Raw genomic sequence first — 23,455 nt, 5'->3', positions numbered from 1 at the left:
AAAATATTTTAAATTTAAGTTCTAATTGCCTTTTTCATTGCTTACACATAAGGTAAATATCACATTTAGCAATGAAGAGGAGAAGGCTTATGCGAATTGACGGAGTTTTTTCAGGCGGCGGAGTAAAGGCTTATGCCTTTATCGGAGTTATGAAGCGCATTGAGGAAGAAGGGCTGGCATTTGAGCGAGTAGCAGGAACATCAGCAGGTGCTATTATTGCTTCTTTACTTGCTGCACGCTACAGTTATCATGATATTCGCACATTAATGGAAGAGTTGAACCTAAAGAACCTTTTAGATCCTCCCGTAATTACAAAATGGCTACCATTTACAAAATGGTTGTTCTTATATTTTCAGCTTGGCATAAATAAAGGGAACAAATTGGAAGGATGGATTGGTGAAAAGCTAGCTGTTAAACATATATATACATTTAAAGATATTCATCCTGACTATTTAAAAGTAATAGTTAGTGATATTTCTTTAGGAAAGCTAGTAGTTATCCCAGACGATTTAGAACGAATTTATGGTATTCCACCTGAACATTTTCCTGTCGCAACAGCAATTCGGATGAGTGCAGGCTTCCCCTATTTTTTTATGCCTAAAAAGCTATTAGGCAAAAATAAAACAAAAAGTCTTATGGTCGATGGCGGCTTGTTAAGTAATTTTCCATTATGGGTTTTTGGAGAAGACCATAATAAACGCAAGCGCCCGGTTTTAGGTGTAAAATTAAGCGCAGCTTCTGTGCATTTAAAACCCCGAAAAATAAAAACGGCCTTGGCTATGTTTCATGCCTTATTTTTAACGATGATAGAAGCTCATGATAGTAGATATGTATCTATGTCACAAGCAAACAATATTATTTTTATTCCAGTAGAAAATTTGGAAAGCACGGACTTTAATATTGATAATGATATAAAGAAAAAGTTAATTCAAGCAGGTTATGAACAGACAAGTAGGTTTTTAAGGAGTTGGCCAAGATAAAAAAGGATCGTGCTTTAGAACGAAGCACGATCCTTTTTCTTTGTTGATTTATTCCCATCAATAACACGTAAATGAGGGGCTCGTTTAAGTCGCTTTTTTCGTTGTTGAGAAATCGTTGATTGACCCTTTGCAACAGCAGGTTTATTGGCTTGGTAACGTTGATACTTTGCCTTCGATTGTTTTACGGCTTGACGATACTTTTTCATTTCATTGGAACTATTTCGTTTTCGAATAAACAGGAAATAAAAGATGGAAAATAAAGCAACTCCAATTCCAATTGAAATAAAAATGCTATTGATAAAGCTGACAGTATTGGTAAACAACTGTGATAAAAGACCGACTAGAGCTAAACCAAGAATAATATACACTGGAATAGAAATAGATCTTCGTTTCATTATCGATGTTCCTCCTTATCAGGTTATGCACTATTATAATCATTTCTATTCATAATCTTACAATTTAAATATTGATGTATAGACCTTTATACGAATGTCCAAAAAGTACGGTGAAAATAATGCATGGACCGTTTGAATAAATAAAATTTTAGCGTTAGGATGACGTAAGTGAAAACTTTAATATTTAACGTATGCTTTCTTGTGACTGGGTAATGACCTTGAGTCAAAGGACTGGGAGCTAGGCAAGTTTTCATGATCGAGAAAATTATAAAATTGGCTCATAGCGGATAATTTTTGTATGACATTACTCCATATCCAGCGAGATAAGCCCCTCAAGATCCCTTCACTCTTGCTGGGACCAGGCAGATTCTGACTAACCAAGGTGCTTGCACCGTATCAAATTGTATACACTCGCTACAGCGAAACTTCGCTATTTCAAACTTTGCATATCTATTTATTCTTTTTGAACATGTTCTTTATGTTAGTATTAACTTAATTAAGAAATTTATTCCTTTTTTGTACTATAGGAAAGTATAAAATTTTTTTAGGCTTTATAGTATAAGAAAAACTATGGCTTTCACTAAAGACTTGGCGACAAGCCAAGTCTTTCTAATCTTTATTTTATTCGAAAACCATCAAAACGAACCGGTTATGCAATTGAGAACCTTTCATTACCTTTATTTTACTGCAATGCTGCATAAATAACTAGAGATAATCAACGAAATTTAATGGATTGGTTCGTAAACAACTGGTCATACTAAACCTGGAGGTGTATAGTATGGCAGAGCAAAAGAAACAATTAGAGCAGAATCAACACGAAACCCCAATGACAATTCTAGCAAGATCTTTATTGACTGGTTTTATTGGCGGTGTCTTTTGGAGCTTCTTTGGGACGGTTCTGTATTATTTTAATTTTTCTGAGGTTGCACCTAAATCTTTTATACTAAGTTCTTGGATTCAAGCAGAATGGGTTGATACATGGTTAGGAAATGTGATAACTATTTTTATTATTGGGTTGCTCTCAATTGGAACAGCGCTTATTTATTATGGGCTATTTAAAAAAATTAACTCGATGTGGGTAGGTGCGGTTTTTGGGATTCTTTTATGGAGTGTAATTTTTTACATTATGAATCCCATTTTTTCAACGGTACCACCACTAACTAAACTTCATATGGATACAATAGCATCTACAAGCTGTTTATTTATCCTGTACGGAACCTTTATCGGTTATTCCATTTCATATGATTATCATGATTTACAAGGAGCAAATAATCAATCAAATAATCAGAAGACAGAAAAGGTATAGACATACATGCATGTGAAGTTATATTATTCAAATGGAACGCTTTATGATAAACTGGATACAGTCTTGTGTTCCTGTATCCATAACAAAGAAAACATAAGGAAAGGGATGAAATAATGAGCAAGCTAACAAAATTACGGCAAACGCTTGAGGAGAAGAAGCTAGATGGTATCTTAGTATCTAGTTCTATTAATCGACGTTACATTACTGGGTTTACTGGTACTGCCGGAACCGCCATCATTAGCCAGACGGATGCTCGTTTTATAACAGATTTTCGCTATACGAAACAAGCAAACGAACAGATTAAGGATTTTAAAGTAATTGAGTACCAGGATGGTCTAATCGAAGAAATTAAGAACCAACTAAAGGAAATGAATATTACTCATCTTGGGTTTGAGAAAGAGCATGTTACATATCATCAATATGAACAGTTTCGAGATTCATTTGATGTTACACTTGTTCCTGTCAGTGGTATGTTAGAAGCATTACGGTTAATTAAAACAGACGATGAATTAGCAATTATGAAACAAGCTGCTAAAATAGCAGATGATGCTTTTGAACATATCCAATCCTTTATTAAACCAGGTGTAAGAGAAATTGATATTTCAAATGAATTGGAATTTTTTATGCGTAAGCAAGGTGCCACTGCATCTAGTTTTGATACTATTGTAGCTTCTGGAGAACGATCTGCTTTACCACACGGTGTTGCCTCAAATAAAAAAATCCAAATGGGTGAACTGGTTACGCTAGATTACGGAGCATTATATAAAGGCTATTGTTCGGATATTACTCGAACGATAGCGGTTGGCGAAATAAATGAGCGATTACATTCGATTTACCATATTGTACTTGAGGCTCAATTACGTGGTGTAACTGCTATTAAGCCTGGTATTACCGGAAAAGAAGCAGATGCGGTAACAAGAGATTATATTACAGAACAAGGGTATGGTAAATATTTTGGCCATTCTACCGGCCATGGGCTTGGAATGGAAGTGCATGAGGCTCCTTCTCTATCGTTTCGTTCTGATAAAACATTAGAACCAGGTATGGTAGTCACGGTAGAGCCGGGGATTTACATTCCTGGAGTTGGTGGTTGTAGGATTGAAGATGATGTTGTAATTACTAAAACAGGTAATGAACGACTTACACAAGCGCCAAAAGAATTAATTCATTTGTAATGGAGGCATAATATGATTTCAGTTAATGATTTTAAGACAGGATTAACCATAGAAGTAGATAATGATATCTGGCAAGTAATGGAATTTCAACATGTAAAACCAGGAAAAGGTGCAGCATTTGTCAGATCAAAGCTTAGAAACTTGCGTAGTGGAAATATCCAAGAGAAAACGTTTCGTGCTGGGGAAAAAGTTGCGAAAGCACATATTGAAACGAAAAAAATGCAATATTTATATGCTACTGGTGATATGCATGCATTTATGGATACAAATACGTATGAACAAATTGAGCTTTCCAGCAGTCAAATAGAACATGAATTGAAATTTATGAAAGAAAATATGGAAGTATCGATTGTTATGTATGGAGGGGAAATTCTCGGTGTACAACTTCCAAATAACGTAGAATTAGAAGTTGTAGAAACAGAACCAGGTATTAAAGGGGATACTGCAAGTGGTGGATCAAAGCCCGCTACATTAGAAACAGGGCACACCTTACAAGTTCCTTTCTTCATTAACCAAGGAGATATTATCGTAGTAAGTACTTCAGATGGAAAATATGTATCACGAGCTAATAAATAAAAACCAGTCCTAGGTGCTACGGGGCTCGGACGTAAGCAAATACTAATTAGCACAAACCGAACAATTCATCTATAATTGTTCGGTTTGTTTGTGCTTAGAAAAACTTGGCTTGTCGCCAAGTCTTTAGCGAAAGCTATCGTTTTTCTTATATGATAAAGTGAAACTTTATTCAGTAGGAGTTTTCTTCCATCTCCTACCGAATGTTAGTACCACAAGGGTATGACCTAAAGGCCCTTGAACGAATCGGGCATTTAGTGCCGTCTTCTCCCACTTAGACCCTTTTAAATCAACTCCAAGATTTTGAAGTGGGAGTCTTACGGCACCTTACATCGGGATAAAGCCTAAAAATTTTATGCTTTCTTATAGTGTAAAAAAATTACCTATCCCCGCTACGTCAACATATTTCGCTTTCCACAGATCTCCTGCCTAGACAAGCGCTTGCTAGATGCTAGCTTTATAACTTTTTTTGAAAAGTAGGATCATCTAGCATAAGCGCTCGCACAGCTAGCAAACTTCAATCTCATTCCTACGATAAGTTAACATCGGCTCAGAATCTAAAGAAAGGCCGACTAAAAGCGGGGTCTCCGCTTAGGCGTCGGCATCCCTCTGTTTTAGAGGCATGTTTCCTTTTTCTTGTTAGAAGAACTTCTGTTGATAAGACACTAACTCGCTTCTAGCTTTTGTTCTTGTCCGTTAAAAAGCAAAGCATAAAAATTTGCTCTAGAGGGCAGATTTCCAGTCAAAAAAGTTTTAATTATAAGTTCTACGCTTCAGATCATCTTCACACATATCGCTAGAATCCTTACCGGTAGTGACTCTACATGTAACACATCCTACATATTGAATGATTTTTAGAAGAAAATAAAATCCACTTTATGCTTAGGTGTAATAATACATTTAGTTCAAAAGATTAACTAGCTATATTGTAAACTTTCATATCATGATAATTATTGCATAAGTATATGAGTAATAGAAAATTGCTAGTTTGATGTGAAGTCATATTTTGTCCTTCCCTGCATACATTTACTATTAGATAATGCAAGAAAAAAAGCGAGGGAAGAAAAGCGATGAATGAGATCAGCCGGCTATTTCCAAATCAACTACAAACAGAATTAGATAGAGTTCTTACTAATAGATGGGAACATTTACAAGAAATTCGCTTACGTTTACAACAGCCAATCGAGCTTATTTTCAATCAGTCGCATCAACAATTAGTTTATTTAAAGCCGGACAAGCATGATTTTGTCCACATTATTCAGCAATTAAGTGATTATTCTTTATACCGCATGGAAGAAGAGCTACGAGAAGGCTATATGACAATTGAAGGTGGGCATAGAGTCGGCTTAGCTGGAAAGGTAAACACGTTAAATGGATCTGTGAAAGCTATCCAATATATCACGTTTTTAAATATTCGTATTGCTAAACAAAAAATCGGAGCTGCTAGTAAGTTAATGCCTTATTTATATAATAGCGGTTATAAGAATACATTAATTATAGGGGCACCACAAACCGGAAAGACAACGTTAATTCGTGATATAGCAAGGATAATTTCATCTGGTTCGAATCAAGTGTCGCCACTTAAAGTCGGAGTGATTGATGAACGTTCGGAAATTGCGGCTTCCATCAATGGTGTTCCTCAACATGATTTAGGGACAAGAACAGATGTGATGGACGCCTGCCCTAAAGCCGAAGGAATGATGATGATGATCCGTTCCATGTCACCGGAAGTACTGATTGTTGATGAAATTGGCGGCAATAAAGATGTGGAAGCATTATTAGAAGCACTACATGCTGGAGTCGTTGTCATCTGCACGGTACATGGTTATACACTAGATGAATTAAAGCGCAGACCAGCTATAAAGCGGTTGCTTACACAAGGAATCTTTCAGCGCTTTGTTTTATTACACCGTACATCTATACCTGGGAGTTCATATACGATTTATGATGAAAACGAGAGAAATATGCTGCAACAAAAATCGGGGGTCTAATTCATGGTTTGGTTAGGAGCGCTTATGTTAATTGCAACGACAACATGGATTGGATTTGAGTGGAGCAGTCGCTTGGCCAATAGGCCGAAGCATATTAGACAAGTGAAAAATGCATTACAAATCTTAGAGGCAGAAATGATGTATAGTCAACTGCCATTACAGGAAGCTTTTCATGCCATTAAAAAACAGACACCTTTTCCCATCCATGCATTTTTTGATCGTCTTTATAAAAATATGCATCAAGAAAGTAAAGACTTTAAAATCGTTTGGGCCAACAGTTTAGATGAATTGATGGATATTTCCTGTCTAGGAAAAAATGAAAAAGAAATTTTAATGCAGTTTGGACAAACACTAGGTCAGCATGATTTTAATCAACAGCAAAAACATATTCATTTAGCTAGAAGTCATCTCGAACGCGAATTGGAAAATGCCAATGATCAGTATGAAAAATATGGAAGAATGGCAAAAAGCTTAGGTGTGTTATGCGGTTTATTTATCGTATTACTGCTTCTATAGATGAAAGGAGTTAACCCCAATGTTAACAGACGCTACTATTTTATTTCAGATTGCTGGAATAGGTATTATTGTTGCATTAATCCATACGATCTTAAAACAAATGGGTAAGGAAGAAATAGCACAATTTGCAACTCTGATCGGATTTATCATTGTCCTTGTACTAGTTATTGATGGTTTATCTGAACTATTTCAGCAGATAAAATCTGTATTTCTATTTCAAGGGTAATTACGATGGAGATTTTACAAATTGTAACATTGGGGATAGTTGCTACGTTGCTATTTCTTATTTTGAAAAATGTAAATCAAACCTTTGCTTTCTTCGTTATCTTGATTACCGGAATAATAATTTTCATATCCGTTATACAACAGATTAACAGTATTTTTCAATTGATTAAAACATTAGGTACAAAAGCGCAAGTAGATGGGATGTATTTGGAAACTATCTTAAAAATTATTGGTATTGCCTATATAGCTGAGTTAGGTGCAAGTATTACAAAGGATGCGGGTCTTACATCCGTAGCTAGCAAGATTGAATTAGCAGGTAAAATATTCATTTTGCTTCTAGCTATTCCGATTATTACGGCTGTGATTGAAGCTATTTTAAGATTTATACCTGCAGCATAGAGTGACAGATACAAGGGAAACAATGGAGCTTATTATTATCATGCCTATTTCAACGTAGAACGAAGCTTTCACTAAAGATTTGGCGACAAGCCAAGTTTTTTAATCAGAAATCCTGCTCTTTGATCAATAAACAATACTTGATTTTTATTCTTATCCCAGAAAGGAGCTTTTATCGTGGATGAAATATAAATTTACAATCACGTTTATAATTTGTACATTAACCTTTTTCTTTCTGGGGCAAGAGCCGCTTGCAGCAAGTACTTCGGAGGACGACGTACAATCCAGTATATTAGATGAAATATCTTTAGAAGAAGTGGAAAATCACTGGAATAAGATTAGTAAAGAGTATGGTGGCTACATGCCTGAATTAGAAAAAACAAGTGTTTATGAGTTTATTAAAGAACAAGAATCATTTTCATTAAAACATACCCTTATTGGTTTTGTGCAATTTTTGTTCCATGAATTAATTTTAAACGGCAAACTACTAGGATTGCTTCTAATGTTAACCTTATTCTCAGTTATCCTACAGACAATGCAGCATGCATTTGAGGCAAGTACAGTAAGTAAAATTGCCTATTTTGTTGTCTACATCGTACTTATATTTTTAGCATTAAATAGTTTTTATTCTGCTGTAACCTATGCGAAGGATGCAATAGATAGTATGAGCAGCTTTATGATTGCATTGTTACCACTCGTTCTTGGCTTAATGGCTTCATTTGGTAATGTTGTAACTGTATCTTTTTTCCATCCGATCATCATTTTTCTGGTTAATTCTGGAGGCTTAATTGTTTCAGCTATCGTTTTACCTTTATTGTTTCTAGCTGCGTTATTGCTAATAGTAAGTAGTCTAAATGAAAATTATCAAGTGACACACTTAGCAAATTTGTTTAAAAATGTAGGATTAGGCATACTTGGTGTTTTTTTCACTATTTTTCTTAGTGTAATGTCCGTACAGGGAGCTGCCAGTGCTATTCAAGATGGTGTAGCGATGAAAACCGCTAAATTTATCACTGGCAATTTCATTCCAGTAGTCGGGCGAACAATGACGGATGCAGCGGATACTGTATTAAGCGCTTCTTTATTATTAAAAAACGCAGTAGGTATTGTCGGAGTAATTATCATATTATTTATTGCACTTTTCCCTGCTTTAAAAATTTTTGCTATCGCGATCATTTATAAACTGGCAGCGGCAATATTACAACCAATTGGTGACGGGCCAGTCATTACAACATTAAATACGATTAGTAAATATATCGTCTTTATCTTGGCTTCTCTACTTGCCGTTTCCTTCATGTTTTTTTTAGCAATTGTCATCATTATAGTAGCAAGTAATCTGACACTGCTTTTACGATAGGGTGATTAACTTGGAAATAGTTATTCAATGGGTGACACAAATTATCATATTTATTTTGCTTGCTACAGTCATTGACTTACTAATACCTGCTACTTCATTTAAAAAATATATTAAGCTAGTCGTTGGCTTTATCCTTATTTTAATTTTATTAAAACCGATTTTTTTCTTATTTCAAATCGATGTCCAACATGCATTAGAAGCTTCTATATCAAAGCTTGATCGAAATTCACAGCAGGTAGAATCAATGGAAAATTTAATTGAATCACAAAAAAATGAAATAGAAGGGACACAAGATGCATATATTTTAGAACAAATGGCTGTCCAATTAAAACAAATTGCAAAAGAACCGCTCAAAGAGGGATTTCAAACAGAAATAAAAGATATAGAATTCCGATTTACGCATCAAGGAGAAAACACGTTTGAGAACTTGGATGAAGTCATTGTTTATTTAACTGAATCAAATAATGATGGGGAGGGAGCAGTGAGAGTAGTTGATGATGTTGTAATTTATTCAGACAGCCCAAATACGTCAAAAGAAGATAAGAAGCTTCAAGAAATAGAGGCAGTGCTTAATGAGGTGTGGGAGATGGATAAGAAAAAATTGATACTACAGTGGGAGGGAGGTCCATCTTGAAAGATAAATTTTCAAAGTTATTTCAAAAAGACAATGGAAGCAAGTTTATAAAAAAAAAGGGATATATCATTATTTTAGCTTTAGTAAGTATTTTGCTTTTGATTATTGGTAATATTTTTTCTTCAACGTTTGAAAAAGACAAAGAAGATCAAGCCGGACCAGCCATTGAACAGCCAAATGAACAAGCTGATGAGCGAGCAGAAGAAACAGCTTCCCCAAAAATAAGTACAACATCCGATCTAGAAGAACTGGAGTCCATTTATACAAAAGATTTAGAAGCATTGTTAAATAAAATTAAAGGCGTATCAGAAGCTGAAGTAATGGTGAATTTGGAATCAACGAGTATAAAAGTATATGAAAAAAATTTGATAAAGGGACAACAAACAACAGAAGAAACAGATAAAAGTGGTGGTACAAGAGAAATAGAGGAGGAGACCCAAGAGACACAAACCGTATTAGTTAGACAAGGGGAAAAGGAGGTACCCTTACTCGTTCAAACGAAAAAACCAGAAGTACGTGGAGTGTTTGTTGTTGCAAAAGGAACAGACCATGCCACTGTCAAGAAATGGGTAGTTGAAGCCGTTTCCCGAGTGTTGGACGTACCAACACACCGAGTATCCGTAATGCCAAAGAATTAAAAGGAGGAATCAAAATGTTAAAAAAGCAAACAGTTTGGTTATTGACTATGTTGAGTCTCATGATTGTGTTAAGTGTGTATTATATGACTTCTCCAGATAGTGAAGATTTAGCTTATTTGAATGATGGACAAGACAAAGCAAGTGAAAAGGCAGTACCGACTGATTCAAATGAAGCAGCAGAAGATGCGGAAGTGGAAGAAATTTCTAACTTAGGTCAGGATGAATTATTTACGACGATTCGCATGGAATTACAGGATAAAAGAAATATGGAAAAAGAGCGACTAACGGATATTGTTGCCTCCAGTTCAGCAAGTGCAGCTGAGAAAGATGAGGCATTAAAAGAAATCGATGCAATGGAAGAAATAGCCTCCAAAGAAAAAATTCTGGAAGAAACGATTGTTGCTTCAGCTAATTATGAAGACGTACTTGTTCGATCAGAAGATGCAGGTATAACAGTCCAAGTAAAAGTCAAAGAGAATTTACCAAAATCCGAAGCAGTTTCCATCATACAAATGGTAAAAGATGAACTGGGTGATAAAAAGGTAAATGTATCCTACGTACCTTCCGAAGCAAATAAAAAGGAATAGCGTAAAAAATCCGGGAAAAGCCCGGATTTTTTTATATCTAGGAAACCTATATCCGATTTTACATGATGATGTCTTTTCTTGAAAAGTTTTCGTCAGGCTTATGCGCTTAAGCTACAGCAGATTTCGCCCTTCCTTCTACCATAAGTCAACATCGGTTCGATCTAAAGGAAAGACGACTAAATGCGGGTTTGCGACGTAGGCGTCGCATTCCCCTGCTGCAGGTGGCATGTTTTCTTTATCCCGAAGTAAGGTTTCGCATTTTTCTCATTTAAAATGTGCTTCTGTGTTGCGAACATGATGAGAAAAACAGCTTTCGTTCGGGCGACAGGACAAGAAAAAACCAAGACAGTGATACTTCGCGGTTTTTTAAGGATGTTGATCATGAAGACGTTACAACAGGATTTAGAAGATCTGACGTTTGTACGCAAGCTAACTGAGCGCTTAAGCTTTTGTTCCTACTAATTTGGTTAATGCTAGTAATCAATAGTCGGTATTTGTATTTTTGTCTAATATGTAAATGCCTATTTTATTCATAAATAAAATAAAGAAAAATTTTTAAAATCTTAATTAAATTGCCTTTTTAAATTACAAAGAAAACAGTTAAGTAATTAACAAGTTAAAAATGAATATTTACTCAAAACGGAGTTAATATGAATTGTCACGCAATAATGTTTATAATTTTTTTGATATTTTCATCTATTATAAACTACTGCAAATGTTCGCTTTCTAAGGTTAAGCTTGGTATAATTAGAACAAACTGATATTACGTCGTTACTCCTTCACTTCAGAAAATACCTTGAAGTTTCTTTACTATTTATCGTAAAATATTAAAAGGAGTTATTAGTACCTAATAATAAGTTTGAAGATGAAGGGGTGCCTATATACATGTTAAATGTGCATGAAATACAAGAGATTATAAAGCTGATTGACCAATCGTCAATAGAAGAGTTTACTTATGAAGCAAACGGAACATCGATTTCATTAAAAAAATCAGTAAATACCCAACTAAAAGGTCATGATATGAAGTCACAAACGCAGCCAAATATAGAGCAGCAATCAGAACCGGACAGGCTTTCTGAAGAAAAAGTAGAAAAACCTATACCACAAGAAGAAGCGAAAGCTGCATATGATCATGAAATTGTCTCTCCTATGGTCGGTACATTTTATACGGCTCCATCCCCGGAAAAGGAAAGTTTTGTTACAGTAGGTAGCAAAGTTGAAGAATCAACCGTAGTATGTATTGTTGAGGCGATGAAATTATTCAATGAAATCGAAGCAGAAGTTTCTGGTGAAATTGTAGAAATACTAGTAGAAAATGGTCAGCTTGTCGAGTATGGGCAGCCATTATTCCGGGTTAGTACAAAGTAAGGGGATGGAGAGTGTGATAAAAAAACTGTTGATTGCAAACAGAGGGGAGATTGCAGTTCGAATCATTCGTGCATGTAAAGAGATGGGGATAGAAACGGTTGCTGTGTATTCACAAGCAGATAGAGATGCATTACATGTGCAAATGGCTGATGAAGCTTATTGCATCGGGCCGACGCAAAGTAAAGACAGCTATCTTAATTTGACGAACATTATGAGTGTAGCCACACTTACAGAAGTGGATGCTGTTCATCCAGGATATGGATTTTTAGCCGAAAATGCTGACTTTGCAGAAATTTGCCGTGCATGTAATATTATTTTTATTGGTCCAACTCCTGAAGCCATTCAAAAGATGGGAATCAAGGATGTAGCACGTCAGACAATGGAAGAGGCCAATGTGCCAATTGTTCCAGGATCTAAGGGTATTATTGAAAATGAAAAGGAAGCGAAAGCAATTGCCAACGAAATTGGCTATCCCGTAATTATTAAGGCGACAGCTGGTGGAGGCGGAAAAGGGATTCGTGTAGCGAGAACGGAAGAAGAATTGCTTAAGGGTATTGAAGTAACGCAGAAAGAAGCCGAAACATCTTTCGGTAATGCAGGGGTTTATATCGAAAAATATATTGAAGATTTTCGTCATGTAGAAATCCAAGTGTTGGCTGATAAGCATGGTAATGTTGTTCATCTTGGAGAACGAGATTGTTCCATTCAACGTCGATTACAAAAGTTAGTGGAAGAAGCTCCGTCACCTGCATTAACTCCAGAAATCAGAAGAAAAATGGGGGAAGCATCTGTAAAGGCTGCGAAAGCAGTGGGCTATGAAGGTGCAGGAACGATTGAATATATATTTGATCGAACAACACATGAATTTTACTTTATGGAAATGAACACGCGAATTCAAGTTGAACATCCTGTAACTGAATTAATTACGGGAATTGATCTAATCAAAGAGCAAATTAAAATCGCCGATAATCAGGAAATATCATTTGAGCAATCGGATATTACGTTAGATGGTTGGGCCATTGAGTGTAGAATTAATGCAGAAAATCCGTTTAAAAATTTCATGCCATCTCCAGGTACTATTACGATGTATTTGCCACCAGGGGGGCTTGGTGTTCGTGTTGACTCGGCAGTATATTCAGACTATCGAATACCTCCTTATTATGATTCCATGGTAGCAAAACTAATTACGTACGGTAAAACCCGTGACGAGGCTGTTCATCGTATGAGACGGGCATTAGATGAATTTATCATTGAAGGGGTACATACTACAATTCCCTTTCATCGCTTAATCATGGAGCATCCTGTATTTTTAAATGGGGATTTCAATACGAAATTTCTTGAAGAAAATCCGATAGTACAAGTTGAAAAGAAATAGAATGTAATACGGACCATTTGTGATTTTGTCCGTTACACATAAAGGAGTGAGTGAGCATATGAGTGAACAACCACTATTAAATGTGAGTGATGATAATTTAGGTAAAGTAGAAATTGCACCAGAAGTCATTGAGGTGATTGCTGGAATAGCAGCTTCTGAAGTAGAAGGACTTTATGCTATGCGAGGTAATTTTGCTTCCGGTGTTGCAGAAAAATTTGGAAAAAAAACCCATAGTAAAGGGGTGAAGGTTGAACTTTCTGATAATGGGATTGTGATCGATTTGTATGTAATTTTACAATTCGGAGTTTCCATTCCGCAAGTAGCTCAATTGCTTCAATCAAATATTAGACAAACACTAAAAAATATGACCGCATTAGATATTAAAGAAATTAATGTTCATGTGGTTGGAATTCAGATGGATGCTGCGGAAGATGAGGCAGAAACACATAGATAATTGTACACTTAACCTTTTTCATACAATGTTTAAAAATGATCCTTTCATGAGGAATATAACTTCCTTGTGAAAGGGTATTTATTTTACTATAGGAAAGGATAAAATTTTATGGTTTATTCCGCATGTAAGGTGCCGTAAGTTTACCACTTCAAGACCTGGGTTCGTGCAAAGGGTCAAAGTGGGGGAAAACGGCACCTAAATGCCCGATTGGTTCAACTAACATTCCGTGTAAAAAGCATTCCACGAAATAAAGTTTCACTTTATCATATAAGAAAAACGATAGCTTTCGCTAAAAACTTGGCGACAAGCCAAGTTTTTCTAATGGTAATGTCTCTCGCTAAAGACTCGTAATTAGACGAGATGAGAATTTTTATAACATGCTTGTCCAAACAGGAGAATTAAAACTAGAGATTGACTAATTGTTCGACGTCCTTAAAAAAGAAAACCAAGACTAGCGGAACATAAGCAATGAAGAAATTTATTTATCATCACTCAAAGAGGAATAGCTCTATTACAAATCCTTATACTAATTTATAAAAAGCTAGCACCGTTGCAGCTAGAGCGTGTCTCAAGAGTTTGGAGCTAAAAGCTTAAGTAGGATAAGGGCTTCTAAACCCCGTTAGTTAATGAAGTAAAATAAGGAGAATTTCGGTAAGATACGGGTACTAACAAGAATCTCTAAAAATAAAGCTTTGTTTTTTATCTTTGGACAATTGAAAGTTGGTAATAGCGTTGCAATTAGAATCATGTTATGATTTTGGAAGAGATAAATTAAAGGAGCTACAAAGGAATGAATAGACATCAAGCAAGAGAAAAGGCATTACAATTATTATTCTCCCTTGACATACATGAAGTCAAGTCAATAGAAGATATGGAATATGTAAGTCAAACAGCAACCAAAAATGCCTTTTTAACTATGCTCGTTAATGGAGTTATACAACATAAAGAAGAAATTGATTCATTGCTTACAGCTAAGCTAAAAAATTGGTCCATTGATCGAATCGCTTCGGTTGAAAAGACAATTCTTCGTATGGCGATATTTGAAATAAACTATGTAGATGATATTCCAACGAGTGTTTCCATCAATGAAGCAATTGAGTTGGCAAATAAGTATGGTGATGATCGATCAGGAAAGTTCATAAATGGTGTACTATCTAATTTTGTTTAAGTATGTGTTCAAAAGAAGTTGAGAAGGGTCGATGTCGTTATAGTTCTCGACATCGTAAATGCTAAGCCACACTATCGTACGCCCTGCCGAGTAGGACTTCGAGGCCCGCAGCTTCGAGGCAATGTAGCAACTTAGTTAAGTGCCGTCAGAAACAAATTAATTAGGAAAACTGCAAGTGGAACAAAGAAAATAGCCTAGTTTATACTTAGACCTTAAAAGGTTTTCACTATATTAAGTTAACTTGAGCGCTAAAATCTGATGCATTCTAACGTATGAGGAAATTCAAGACATTATTTTCCGGAATTTTTGACATCGTTTTTAAAATAATTGAGGGGGTTCTATACATTGACAGCAGAAATTATAGATGGTAAAACTTTATCACTAAAGCTTAGAGAAGCAATGAAAGAAGAAGTTACCAAGCTAAAAGCGGCAGGAATCCATCCTAAGCTTACAGTAGTATTGGTCGGTAATCATCCTGCCTCAAAGTCGTATGTTAATGGCAAGAAAAAAGCTTGTCATGAAACTGGAATTGATTCGGAGATTTTGGAGTTGTCAACAACAGTTACGGAAACAGAACTATTGCAACAGATACATAAATTAAATAATGATCACACAGTACATGGCATACTTGTTCAATTACCATTGCCGGGTCATATTGAAGAGCAAAAAGTAATTGAAGCGATTATACCGGAAAAAGATGTAGATGGATTTCACCCTATTAATATAGGAAGAATGATGACAGGAATGGATACATTTTTACCTTGTACTCCATATGGAATCATCACCATGTTACAATCGAAATCAATTCCAATCAAGGGACAACATGCAGTGGTTATCGGAAGAAGTAATATTGTTGGTAAACCAGTAGCCCAATTATTATTAAATCATCATGCAACGGTGACTACTTGTCATTCGAAAACAAAAGATCTTAAAAGCCTTACAAAGCAAGCCGATATTTTAATTGTTGCAATTGGAAAAGCACATGTTATTGACGAGAGCTATATTAAGGAAGGAGCAACTGTGATTGACGTTGGAATTAATCGTTTAGATAGTGGAACGTTAACAGGTGATGTAGACTTTCAAAGCGTTAAAGAAAAAGCGGCATACCTTACTCCGGTACCACGAGGGGTAGGGCCAATGACAATAACAATGTTATTAAAGAATACAATCAAAGCGGCAAAAGGGCTCGAGAACCGTGAAGGATAAATATTTAACAGTGACGGCATTAACCAAGTACATTAAGCGGAAAATGGATACAGACCCTCATCTAAGGGAAGTTTGGTTACGTGGGGAAATATCGAATTTTAAACATCATTCGCGAGGCCATATGTATTTAACAATTAAGGATGATCGTTCACGGATTCAAGCAGTGATGTTTGCGGGGAATAACCGATCTTTAAAATTTACTCCAGAAAACGGAATGAATGTACTGATTAAAGGAGAAGTTAGTGTATTTGAAGTGTATGGCCAATATCAGCTATACATTCAGCATATGGAACCAGACGGGATAGGGGCATTGTATGTTGCGTATGAGCAGTTGAAAGAAAAATTGCAGAAGAAAGGCTTCTTTGATCAAGCCTATAAAAAGTCGATCCCTCTATTGCCGCAGAAAATAGGCATAATTACTTCGCCAACTGGAGCGGCGATTCGTGATATTATCACGACCATTAAACGCAGGTATCCAATTGTTGAAATGATTGTACTGCCTGTATTAGTTCAAGGAGAAGCAGCAGCTAATTCCATAAAACAGGCAATAGAAACAGCAAATAAGGTGGGTAATTTTGATCTGTTAATTGTTGCAAGAGGCGGTGGCTCGATTGAAGAACTATGGAGCTTTAACGAAGAAATAGTAGCAGAAGCCATTTTTCATTCTAACATTCCAATTATTTCGGCTGTGGGGCATGAAACAGACACAACGATCAGTGATTATGTTGCTGATTTACGCGCACCAACACCAACAGGAGCGGCAGAGCTTGCAGTTCCTTCTAGTAGCGAGTTAAAGAACCGAATACTCACACTAAAACGAATACTTATAAAAGATATGCGACAAAAAATAAAACAGCAGCGACAGCTGTTAATCAAATTACAACAATCCTACGCCTTCCGTTATCCAGGTCAGCTTTTAAAACAAAAGGAACAAGAGCTAGATAGAAGGGTAGAGCAATTACAAAAAGCAATGGTCCATAAAGTAACAAAAAAACGTCAATACTATCAGCACGTGCACGTACGACTAGCAACTCAACATCCTGGTAAACAATTAGAAAGGGCAAAACTTCAGCTACAGCAGTTAGCAAAAAGACACAGTTTCGCAATGAAACAAGTGCAAACAAGTAAGCGAGAGGTTTTATATAAGCAAGTGGATAAATTAAGTTTGCTTAATCCGTTAGAGATTATGAAACGGGGTTTTTCTATAGCTTATTCACCATCAGATAAAATTATTAAATCGATCGAACATGTTCATCCAGAGGACATTATTTCTTTAAGAGTTATGGATGGACTGATTACTTGTCATGTTAAGGAAGTGGAGGAGAAAAATTAATTATGGCAGAGAAGGATAAGGAATTGTCATTTGAAGAAGCAATGCAAGAGCTCGAAGAAATTGTGGAAAAGTTGGAGACAGGGGATGTACCCTTGGAAAAAGCCATTATTTATTATCAAGATGGCATGAAGTTGTCTAAGCTTTGTAATGATAAACTAAATCAAGTAGAAGATAAAATGACAAAGATAATGAATGAACAGGGAGATCTTGATCCATTTCAGATCCAGGAGGAAGAATAGACGTGCAGCTGACGATGAAAGAGTATTTAACAAGCCGAAAGCAACTAATCGATGAAATTTTAGAGCAGTATATTGGTTCATTAACTATTCCACAAAATCTGAAGGAATCAATGATGTATTCCGTTGAAGCAGGAGGAAAACGATTAAGACCAATTTTATTAATGGCCAGTTTTGAATCATATAGCGAGGATGTAGCGATAACCTTAAGTTCAGCAGCTGCTCTGGAGATGATTCATACATACTCATTAATCCATGATGATTTACCTGCAATGGATGATGATGATTTTCGTCGCGGTCAGCCTACTAATCATAAAGCTTTTGATGAAGCCACCGCAATCTTAGCCGGGGATGCATTATTAACGTATAGTTTTGAATTAATTGCTAAAGACTCTAAGTTGTCGCCAATTCAAAAAGCAAAACTGATTATGCTGTTAGCAGAAGCGAGCGGGCCAAAAGGTATGGTTGCTGGACAAATATTAGATATGCAAGCAGAAGATAAGTCTATTTCCTTAACAGAAATGGAGCAGGTTCACACATTAAAAACCGGTGAACTATTGCGTTTTGCTGTGATTGCGGGTGCGTATCTCGGTGGGGCCACGGAAGAACAAATGACTCATTTAAAAACATTTGCTTACTATTTAGGATTGATCTTTCAAGTACAGGACGATATTTTAGATATAACAGGTGATGAAGAAAAATTAGGTAAGCGGGTTGGCAGTGATGAGGTTAATTTAAAGAGTACATATCCTAAGTTGCTTGGCTTAGATGGTGCTGTAGGGAAAAAAGAATGGTATGTAACGAAGGCAAAAGAAGCATTAGAACGAGCAGATATAGTGGGTTCTTTATTAATGGACTTAACGCTGTTTTTTAGTCAACGTGATCATTGAAGAAGATGCATAAAGCGTTCAGCAAAAATGTTATCATCGAGTTTTTTAGTTGATTTATTTAATGACAATAAACCCAACTTTATTTCGCTTGCCGATGCTAACCTTAGACTTTGAACAAGCACTATAGATAATTTTTATTGTGGCTGCTTTAGCATCGTTTATATTCGCTTTAGCTTTTTGATAAGTTGTTTAAATATAGTTATAAATCGTGTAAAAACAGACTGTTAATTGTAAGAGTTCAAATAGAATTTCAACCACAAATATGTTATAATAGATGTAACTGAGAAATGGTGCAGTATTCTAGTCAGTCCTCCGTACCTGAAGGCGAGCCTAAAAATTCGCCAAAGGGCACATCGATGAAGTTCCTTGTGCAGGCTTGGAGCGCCCAGCTTTGGGTCTGTGCTGGGAGTTAAGGTTTTCGGGCGATCCACAAAGGCATGTGGGCGTTGACCCGATTACCGCGGAGGCCCATCTCTGTAGTAAAAGCTAAGCCTAGGTTTTACTATGGAATGGGGTATGAACCTGCAGTAGACGGTAAGGGACACCTGATATGCAGCGTAGCCTGCCTTGAGTGGTGACTGAGGGGATTAGAGTCTAAGTAATAAATTAGATGGCCACTGATTTGTTACTTTCATCTCTATGAAATCAGCACTGCAAAAGAGGCTAGGGGACGGTTAAGGACTGTTGAGGAAATCTCCTAGACTGTTCGTACGACATTTAAAAGGGATTATAGTGTGGACTAAGTGGTAATCCAGTCTAGCTCTTGGTGACAAAGCTAAGATCGCTTTAAAGGGAAACCACCTGCGTGGCAACATGGGGTAGCGGTCTGGGAAAACCTACTGGACCTAAGCCACAGTTTTTACCTTTTAAATGACCATTTCTCCCTACATAGGATAACGATAATTTACATGTAATGAGGTATGAAATGAAACCACAAGTCAAACGATCGATCAAATTTAGTTTAACTATTGCCGTTATCACATTTGTGTTAGCGGCTATTTTTTCAGTTGTTTCTTCTTCCATTATGAGCGAAGTCGTTTGGTCAATCGGACTTATTATTGTATTTGTTATTGTATTAATAGGTGTCGCCTTTGATATGCTTGGTATTGCTTCGACAGCAGCAGATGAAGCACCATTCCATGCAATGGCTGCAGAAAAAGTAACTGGAGCAAAAGAGGCGGTCATCATTATTCGAAATGCCGATAGGTTTGCCAGCTTTTGTAATGATGTAATTGGTGATATATCGGGAATTGTTAGTGGAACAGCTTCTGCTATCGTTGTATTACAAATAGCCAATCTTTTAGGTCATGGAGAAGGATCCACGTTACAAATTACAATTTCAGTTTTATTGACAAGTATTGTTGCAGCAATTACAGTTGGTGGTAAAGCACTAGGTAAATATTTTGCCATCAATTCTTCAACAAAAATAATCTTCTTTGCTGGAAAAGTAATATCCCTTATTGAAAATAGATTAAAAATAAAAGTATTGCCAAAAAATAAGTAATAAAGGAATTCGTTATGAGTAAAAAAAGATTAGATGTATTATTAGTGGAAAAAAAACTTGCTGAGACGAGAGAAAAGGCTAAGCGTTTAATTATGGCTGGCCTTGTTTTTTCTGATCAGGAAAGATTAGATAAACCCGGTATGCAAATCGAAGAAGCCACATCTATAACGGTTAAAGGAAAACCATTTCCTTATGTTGGTCGTGGTGGGTTGAAATTAGAAAAAGCACTAAAAGAATTTGCAATAACCGTAAAGGATAAAATTATCATTGATGTCGGTTCATCAACCGGCGGATTTACGGATTGTGCTTTACAAAATGGAGCTAAGCTCTGTTATGCAATTGATGTAGGATATAACCAATTGGACTGGAAATTACGAAATGATGATCGTGTTATTGTCATGGAACGAACTAATTTTCGCTATGTTACACCCGATATGCTCGAATACGGTAAGCCAAATGTCGCTTCCATCGATGTTTCTTTTATTTCATTACGATTGCTTTTACCTGTATTAAAGCAATTATTAATGGAGGACAGTGATGTGATAGCGCTCATTAAACCGCAATTTGAAGCGGGAAAGGAACAGGTTGGTAAAAAAGGAATTGTTCGTGATCCTGCTATCCATCAATCAGTGATTAAGCGTCTTCTAGCTTTTAGTGAATCAGAGGGATACCAAGTTTTAGGATTAACCTTTTCACCGATTACCGGGGGAGATGGAAATATTGAATTTTTAACTCATTTAGGATGGAAAAAGCAAGTAGTAGTTAATCCGTTTAGCGATAATGTAATAGCATCCATCGTTCATAAAGCGCATAACGAGCTAATACGTAAGCAAAAAAAGAATAAAGATTAAAGAAACGGAGGAACCTTATGAGTAAAATACAACGACATATTAAAATTCGTGAGTTAATCACAGAAAATGAAATTGAAACGCAAGATGAGCTTGTCGATCGCTTGAAAAATTTAGGTTATAATGTGACACAAGCGACCATTTCCAGAGATATTAAAGAACTGCATCTAATAAAAGTAGCTACTCCAAAAGGGTCCTATAAATACAGCTTACCAGCAGATCAACGATTTAATCCGTTGGACAAGCTAAAACGCTTGGTGATGGACGCATTTGTAAAAATTGATCATGCTAGCCATTTTATCGTACTAAAAACCCTCCCTGGTAATGCGCAGGCGGTCGGTGCTTTAATTGATCAATTAGACTGGCAAGAGATCATGGGCACGATCTGTGGAGACGATACATGTTTAATCATTTGTAAAACAGAGGCAGATACATTGACTATTAAAGACCGGTTTATTGAAATGCTGTGATCTAAGAATGGGAGGAATAATGGATGTTAACCGAATTATCCATTCAAGATTTTGCCATTATAGATAAGATTTCAATCACATTTCATGAAGGGCTAACGGTATTAACCGGTGAAACAGGCGCCGGGAAATCTATTATTATTGATGCCGTTCAGTTACTTGCTGGAGGTCGTGGTTCTGTTGAGTTTGTAAGGCATGGTGCGAAGAAAGCAGATATTGAAGGACTATTTATCGTTGATGATGAGACACATCCTATATTTGCGCTTTCCAGACAATACGGAATTGAATATCAGGATCACCAATTTATATTGAGACGAACGATTACTGCAAATGGAAAAAGTATTTGTCGAGTGAACAGTAAATTAGTTACTTTGGGAATTCTTCGTGAATTTGGTAAAACGCTTATTGATATCCATAGTCAGCATGAAACACAATCGTTGATGGATGAAGACCAACATATTGAACTGTTGGATTTATATTGGCCTGATAAAATAGAAAAAGCAAAAAAAGAGTACCGAAAGCTTTATGATGAGTTATCTCACTTAAAAAGCCGCTATCAAAGGCTAAGTAAAAATGAACAGGAAACGGCACAACGATTAGATTTATTACAGTTTCAATTACACGAGTTAGAGCAAGCCCAATTGCAGTTGAATGAGGATGAACAGTTAGAAGAAGAACGAGGAACGCTTATCAATTTTGAACGAATTTATTCTGCTTTACAAGAAGCTTACAATTCGCTTTATGGCGAACAAAAGGGTCTTGACTGGGTAAATCAAGCCCAAATCGTTCTCCAAGAAAACAGTAAATTTGATTCGAAAATTGCCGACAGAGCTAATGAAATTGCTAATTATTATTTTGGGTTAGAGGAATTAACGTATGACTTGGGTAATATGATTGAAACTATGCAGTATAATCCAGATCGTCTAAATGAAATAGAAGCTCGTCTGAATGAAATAAATCGTTTAAAGAAGAAGTATGGTTCGACCGTCACTGAAATGTTAACATATATGGCAAAAATTGAAGAAGAAATCGAAGAAATTAATAATAAGGATTCACATTTATTAAAATTACAAGAACAAATTGAAGGAAAAACAAAAGATGCTTATTTAGAAGCAAAGGAATTACATGATATTCGTCAAGCCGCAGCGAAATCATTGGTCGAAGATATACATGATGAATTAAAAGATCTTTATTTGGAAAAAGCAACCTTTTCCGTACAATTTCAGTCATCAACGCTTCAAGAGGGTGACGAGGTAGAACTTCATAAAAATGGAATTGACCAAGTTAGCTTTTTAATTTCCACCAATCCAGGAGAGCCTTTAAAGCAGTTGGTTAAAGTTGCTTCTGGGGGAGAACTTTCGAGAATCATGCTGGCTTTAAAAAAAATATTTGCAAAACATCAAGGTGTAACCAGTGTAATTTTCGATGAAGTTGACACAGGTGTTAGCGGCAGAGTTGCCCAAGCAATTGCTGAAAAGATATACTTAATCTCTCAAGAATCACAGGTTTTATGCATAACTCATCTTCCTCAAGTGGCTGCCATGGCTGATACCCATAAACTAATTGAAAAACAAACAAGTGATGAGCGTACAACAACACATGTAATTGAATTAAAGCCAGAGTCGCAAATTAATGAACTAGCTCGCATGGTTACAGGAACTAAGCTTACGGAAACTGCTTTGGATCATGCTCGGGAAATGTTAGAGATGGCTGCTAATTTAAAACAAAAGAAGAATAATATAACGCAAAAAGCCAGAAAATAAGTTATCTGGCTTTTTTTACGCTATAGGAAAGTATAAAACTTTATATGGTTTAACGTATAAGAAAAACGAT

At 36.1% G+C, this 23,455-nt stretch carries 25 protein-coding genes; 24 read left to right on the top strand and 1 reads right to left on the bottom strand.

The features are described 5' to 3' along the window. The first annotated feature begins 89 nt into the window (after window positions 1–89). The gene (locus tag JNUCC74_RS10175) at window positions 90–980 is read left to right on the top strand and encodes a patatin-like phospholipase family protein (protein WP_454065263.1); all 891 of its coding nucleotides are present in this window, start codon (window positions 90–92) and stop codon (window positions 978–980) included. Window positions 981–994: 14 nt separating this feature from the next. Here the strand turns inward: JNUCC74_RS10175 and JNUCC74_RS10170 are convergent, their stop codons facing one another. Continuing rightward, window positions 995–1,375, bottom strand: coding sequence for an SA1362 family protein (locus tag JNUCC74_RS10170; protein ID WP_454065262.1), 381 nt, complete (start codon window positions 1,373–1,375; stop codon window positions 995–997). Window positions 1,376–2,153: 778 nt separating this feature from the next. Between JNUCC74_RS10170 and JNUCC74_RS10165 the strand changes: the two genes are divergently transcribed. The 23 genes from JNUCC74_RS10165 to recN all read left to right on the top strand — a co-directional run bounded on the left by JNUCC74_RS10165 (window position 2,154) and on the right by recN (window position 23,385). Further along, window positions 2,154–2,681 (top strand): YqhR family membrane protein, encoded by a 528-nt coding sequence (locus JNUCC74_RS10165; protein ID WP_454065261.1) that lies wholly within the window; start codon window positions 2,154–2,156, stop codon window positions 2,679–2,681. Window positions 2,682–2,794: 113 nt separating this feature from the next. Further along, entirely contained in the window at window positions 2,795–3,856 is a 1,062-nt protein-coding gene (locus JNUCC74_RS10160; RefSeq protein ID WP_454065260.1) for a M24 family metallopeptidase, read from the top strand. A 12-nt stretch (window positions 3,857–3,868) separates the two neighbouring features. Continuing rightward, window positions 3,869–4,432: an elongation factor P gene (gene efp / locus JNUCC74_RS10155; protein WP_454065259.1), complete on the top strand. Its 564-nt coding sequence runs from the start codon at window positions 3,869–3,871 to the stop codon at window positions 4,430–4,432. 1,067 nt (window positions 4,433–5,499) lie between these two features. Further along, complete coding sequence (gene spoIIIAA / locus JNUCC74_RS10150; protein WP_454065258.1) at window positions 5,500–6,420, top strand: stage III sporulation protein AA; 921 nt, start codon at window positions 5,500–5,502, stop codon at window positions 6,418–6,420. 3 nt (window positions 6,421–6,423) lie between these two features. Continuing rightward, window positions 6,424–6,936 (top strand): stage III sporulation protein SpoIIIAB, encoded by a 513-nt coding sequence (spoIIIAB, locus tag JNUCC74_RS10145; RefSeq protein WP_454065257.1) that lies wholly within the window; start codon window positions 6,424–6,426, stop codon window positions 6,934–6,936. Window positions 6,937–6,955: 19 nt separating this feature from the next. Then, window positions 6,956–7,162, top strand: coding sequence for a stage III sporulation protein AC (spoIIIAC, locus tag JNUCC74_RS10140; protein ID WP_077320811.1), 207 nt, complete (start codon window positions 6,956–6,958; stop codon window positions 7,160–7,162). A gap of 5 nt (window positions 7,163–7,167) precedes the next feature. Further along, window positions 7,168–7,560 (top strand): stage III sporulation protein AD, encoded by a 393-nt coding sequence (gene spoIIIAD, locus JNUCC74_RS10135; protein WP_077320809.1) that lies wholly within the window; start codon window positions 7,168–7,170, stop codon window positions 7,558–7,560. Window positions 7,561–7,738: 178 nt separating this feature from the next. After that, window positions 7,739–8,914: a stage III sporulation protein AE gene (gene spoIIIAE / locus JNUCC74_RS10130; protein ID WP_454065256.1), complete on the top strand. Its 1,176-nt coding sequence runs from the start codon at window positions 7,739–7,741 to the stop codon at window positions 8,912–8,914. Window positions 8,915–8,924: 10 nt separating this feature from the next. Then, window positions 8,925–9,548: a stage III sporulation protein AF gene (gene spoIIIAF / locus JNUCC74_RS10125; protein ID WP_454065255.1), complete on the top strand. Its 624-nt coding sequence runs from the start codon at window positions 8,925–8,927 to the stop codon at window positions 9,546–9,548. Continuing rightward, window positions 9,545–10,186: a stage III sporulation protein AG gene (spoIIIAG, locus tag JNUCC74_RS10120; protein WP_454065254.1), complete on the top strand. Its 642-nt coding sequence runs from the start codon at window positions 9,545–9,547 to the stop codon at window positions 10,184–10,186. Before spoIIIAF ends, spoIIIAG begins: the two co-directional genes overlap by 4 nt. Before the next feature lie 14 nt (window positions 10,187–10,200). After that, window positions 10,201–10,773: a SpoIIIAH-like family protein gene (locus JNUCC74_RS10115; protein WP_077320800.1), complete on the top strand. Its 573-nt coding sequence runs from the start codon at window positions 10,201–10,203 to the stop codon at window positions 10,771–10,773. A gap of 885 nt (window positions 10,774–11,658) precedes the next feature. Next, window positions 11,659–12,141: an acetyl-CoA carboxylase biotin carboxyl carrier protein gene (gene accB / locus JNUCC74_RS10110; RefSeq protein WP_077320798.1), complete on the top strand. Its 483-nt coding sequence runs from the start codon at window positions 11,659–11,661 to the stop codon at window positions 12,139–12,141. Window positions 12,142–12,154: 13 nt separating this feature from the next. Then, on the top strand, window positions 12,155–13,516 hold the full coding sequence (accC, locus tag JNUCC74_RS10105) for an acetyl-CoA carboxylase biotin carboxylase subunit (protein WP_454065253.1): 1,362 nt from the start codon (window positions 12,155–12,157) through the stop codon (window positions 13,514–13,516). 58 nt (window positions 13,517–13,574) lie between these two features. Next, the gene (locus JNUCC74_RS10100) at window positions 13,575–13,970 is read left to right on the top strand and encodes an Asp23/Gls24 family envelope stress response protein (protein WP_077320794.1); all 396 of its coding nucleotides are present in this window, start codon (window positions 13,575–13,577) and stop codon (window positions 13,968–13,970) included. Between the two features lie 790 nt (window positions 13,971–14,760). Continuing rightward, on the top strand, window positions 14,761–15,138 hold the full coding sequence (nusB, locus tag JNUCC74_RS10095) for a transcription antitermination factor NusB (RefSeq protein WP_077320790.1): 378 nt from the start codon (window positions 14,761–14,763) through the stop codon (window positions 15,136–15,138). 345 nt (window positions 15,139–15,483) lie between these two features. Beyond that, window positions 15,484–16,344 (top strand): bifunctional methylenetetrahydrofolate dehydrogenase/methenyltetrahydrofolate cyclohydrolase FolD, encoded by an 861-nt coding sequence (folD, locus tag JNUCC74_RS10090; protein ID WP_454065252.1) that lies wholly within the window; start codon window positions 15,484–15,486, stop codon window positions 16,342–16,344. Further along, window positions 16,334–17,677 carry an exodeoxyribonuclease VII large subunit gene (gene xseA, locus JNUCC74_RS10085; RefSeq protein ID WP_454065251.1) on the top strand — a complete coding sequence of 448 codons (1,344 nt, stop codon included), beginning with the start codon at window positions 16,334–16,336 and terminating at the stop codon, window positions 17,675–17,677. The genes folD and xseA overlap by 11 nt, the downstream gene beginning before the upstream one ends. A 2-nt stretch (window positions 17,678–17,679) precedes the next feature. Next, window positions 17,680–17,916, top strand: coding sequence for an exodeoxyribonuclease VII small subunit (locus JNUCC74_RS10080; protein ID WP_077320784.1), 237 nt, complete (start codon window positions 17,680–17,682; stop codon window positions 17,914–17,916). Between the two features lie 2 nt (window positions 17,917–17,918). After that, the gene (locus JNUCC74_RS10075; protein ID WP_454065250.1) at window positions 17,919–18,803 is read left to right on the top strand and encodes a polyprenyl synthetase family protein; all 885 of its coding nucleotides are present in this window, start codon (window positions 17,919–17,921) and stop codon (window positions 18,801–18,803) included. Between the two features lie 925 nt (window positions 18,804–19,728). Next, window positions 19,729–20,307 (top strand): hypothetical protein, encoded by a 579-nt coding sequence (locus JNUCC74_RS10070; RefSeq protein ID WP_077320782.1) that lies wholly within the window; start codon window positions 19,729–19,731, stop codon window positions 20,305–20,307. Between the two features lie 14 nt (window positions 20,308–20,321). Continuing rightward, complete coding sequence (locus JNUCC74_RS10065) at window positions 20,322–21,158, top strand: TlyA family RNA methyltransferase (RefSeq protein WP_454065249.1); 837 nt, start codon at window positions 20,322–20,324, stop codon at window positions 21,156–21,158. A gap of 17 nt (window positions 21,159–21,175) precedes the next feature. Continuing rightward, window positions 21,176–21,625 (top strand): transcriptional regulator AhrC/ArgR, encoded by a 450-nt coding sequence (gene ahrC / locus JNUCC74_RS10060; RefSeq protein ID WP_454065248.1) that lies wholly within the window; start codon window positions 21,176–21,178, stop codon window positions 21,623–21,625. 23 nt (window positions 21,626–21,648) lie between these two features. After that, window positions 21,649–23,385, top strand: a complete 1,737-nt coding sequence (gene recN, locus JNUCC74_RS10055) for a DNA repair protein RecN (protein WP_454065247.1) — start codon at window positions 21,649–21,651, stop codon at window positions 23,383–23,385. Window positions 23,386–23,455: the final 70 nt, after the last annotated feature.

The sequence above is a fragment of the Cerasibacillus sp. JNUCC 74 genome (assembly GCF_053667775.1).
Note: the sequence above shows the minus strand (reverse complement) of the source record. Positions and strands in the feature narration are given on the sequence as shown.

Coding starts and splice junctions, on each gene's coding strand:
- JNUCC74_RS10175 (WP_454065263.1), top strand. CDS start 90: ATGCGAATTGACGGAGTTTTTTCAGGCGGCGGAGTAAAGGCTTATGCC.
- JNUCC74_RS10170 (WP_454065262.1), bottom strand. CDS start 1,375: ATGAAACGAAGATCTATTTCTATTCCAGTGTATATTATTCTTGGTTTA.
- JNUCC74_RS10165 (WP_454065261.1), top strand. CDS start 2,154: ATGGCAGAGCAAAAGAAACAATTAGAGCAGAATCAACACGAAACCCCA.
- JNUCC74_RS10160 (WP_454065260.1), top strand. CDS start 2,795: ATGAGCAAGCTAACAAAATTACGGCAAACGCTTGAGGAGAAGAAGCTA.
- efp (WP_454065259.1), top strand. CDS start 3,869: ATGATTTCAGTTAATGATTTTAAGACAGGATTAACCATAGAAGTAGAT.
- spoIIIAA (WP_454065258.1), top strand. CDS start 5,500: ATGAATGAGATCAGCCGGCTATTTCCAAATCAACTACAAACAGAATTA.
- spoIIIAB (WP_454065257.1), top strand. CDS start 6,424: ATGGTTTGGTTAGGAGCGCTTATGTTAATTGCAACGACAACATGGATT.
- spoIIIAC (WP_077320811.1), top strand. CDS start 6,956: ATGTTAACAGACGCTACTATTTTATTTCAGATTGCTGGAATAGGTATT.
- spoIIIAD (WP_077320809.1), top strand. CDS start 7,168: ATGGAGATTTTACAAATTGTAACATTGGGGATAGTTGCTACGTTGCTA.
- spoIIIAE (WP_454065256.1), top strand. CDS start 7,739: ATGAAATATAAATTTACAATCACGTTTATAATTTGTACATTAACCTTT.
- JNUCC74_RS10115 (WP_077320800.1), top strand. CDS start 10,201: ATGTTAAAAAAGCAAACAGTTTGGTTATTGACTATGTTGAGTCTCATG.
- accB (WP_077320798.1), top strand. CDS start 11,659: ATGTTAAATGTGCATGAAATACAAGAGATTATAAAGCTGATTGACCAA.
- JNUCC74_RS10100 (WP_077320794.1), top strand. CDS start 13,575: ATGAGTGAACAACCACTATTAAATGTGAGTGATGATAATTTAGGTAAA.
- nusB (WP_077320790.1), top strand. CDS start 14,761: ATGAATAGACATCAAGCAAGAGAAAAGGCATTACAATTATTATTCTCC.
- JNUCC74_RS10080 (WP_077320784.1), top strand. CDS start 17,680: ATGGCAGAGAAGGATAAGGAATTGTCATTTGAAGAAGCAATGCAAGAG.
- JNUCC74_RS10070 (WP_077320782.1), top strand. CDS start 19,729: ATGAAACCACAAGTCAAACGATCGATCAAATTTAGTTTAACTATTGCC.
- JNUCC74_RS10065 (WP_454065249.1), top strand. CDS start 20,322: ATGAGTAAAAAAAGATTAGATGTATTATTAGTGGAAAAAAAACTTGCT.
- ahrC (WP_454065248.1), top strand. CDS start 21,176: ATGAGTAAAATACAACGACATATTAAAATTCGTGAGTTAATCACAGAA.
- recN (WP_454065247.1), top strand. CDS start 21,649: ATGTTAACCGAATTATCCATTCAAGATTTTGCCATTATAGATAAGATT.